We start from the raw sequence: 1,197 nt of genomic DNA on the forward strand, positions 1-1,197 counted from the left end.
GCCGCATCGCCATGCCGGCGAAGAGTGCACCCGTCGTCGTGCTGCTCGGCTGGGTCTCGCGCGGCGTCTCGCGGGTGTTCCAGGGGACCGTGGACGATGTCCGCGCCTCGTGTGCCCGCGGCGGTGGCCGCACGCTGCGCATCTCGGCGAAGGGCTTCGACGATGCGGAGGACAAGGCCAAGGAGCCCCTGGAGTTCCACAAGGACGACGCGACCCTGCAGGACTTCCTCGGAGAGGCCGCCAAGAAGGCGGGGCTGTCGTTCCAGGCCCATGGCGAGCTCGGCAAGGTGAAGCGCGACTACTGGCTCGCCGGCACGGAGAGCTTCATCCAGCTCGGCCATCGCATCGCCCGCGAGGTCGGCGCGACGTTCAAGATCATCGACAAGAAGGGCGTGATGGTGCCGAGGAACGGCGGCCAGTCCGCGTCGGGCGCATCGCTCTCCACGGTGCGGGCCGTGTGGGGCGACAATCTGATCACGGCCGACGTCGCACCGATCGAGATCGCGCCGCGCTTCGAGCAGGTGCGGGCCCGCTGGTTCGATGTCGAGAAGGCGAAGTGGATGGAAGAGAAGGTCGGCGTCGAGGTGCCGGGCTGGAAGTCGAAGGCGACCGACACGGCGCGCGTCGTGCGCACCGACAAGGACGAGGCGAAGGATCAGACGACCAGCGACAAGAAGACGTCGGAGCGTGAGGCCGGCTCCGGGACGGTCAAGATCGTCGGTGAGCCGTCGGCGCAGCCCGAGGGGCTGTGCGTGCTGGTCGGAGCGCGGCCCGGCATCGACGGCGCTTACCGCATCGACGGCGTCACCCACGATCTCGACCGCTCGTCGGGCTTCGTCACGACGCTCGAACTGAAGCAGCCGCAGTCCGGCGCCGGAACGGACAGCCGATAGGGAGCCGATCGGCGGTGCCGATGGACGAGACGAGGATCGAGGATTTCGGCGAGCGCGAGGTCCTGAAGGCTCGCGCCCGCGAAGACACGCTGCGGCGCGCCGGTCACGACGTGCGGCCGCCCTTCGCCCTGAACAACGAGCTCGGCGAGCTGATCGGCTGGCGGCTCGTGTGGAGACCTTCGCCGCGGGCCTGAAGCACCGCGGCGCGATCGACTTCTGCCCACCCACGATCGAACCCAGGAGGACCGCCATGGCGCGTCCCATCGATATCGTGCGCCGGGTCGCCCCGCGCGCCCGGCCGAGT

Annotated in this window: 2 protein-coding genes; both read left to right on the plus strand. The window is 69.7% G+C overall.

The window, feature by feature from the left end:
• On the plus strand, nt 1-893 hold an 893-nt coding region (locus tag ABTU92_RS30000), incomplete at its 5' end, for a phage late control D family protein (RefSeq protein ID WP_408095185.1).
• 20 nt (nt 894-913) lie between these two features.
• Nucleotides 914-1,087 carry a hypothetical protein gene (locus tag ABTU92_RS30005; protein WP_408095186.1) on the plus strand — a complete coding sequence of 58 codons (174 nt, stop codon included), beginning with the start codon at nt 914-916 and terminating at the stop codon, nt 1,085-1,087.
• Nucleotides 1,088-1,197: the final 110 nt, after the last annotated feature.

This window comes from Rhodoplanes sp. SY1 (assembly GCF_046000175.1).
Classification (GTDB): Bacteria; Pseudomonadota; Alphaproteobacteria; order Rhizobiales; family Xanthobacteraceae; genus Rhodoplanes.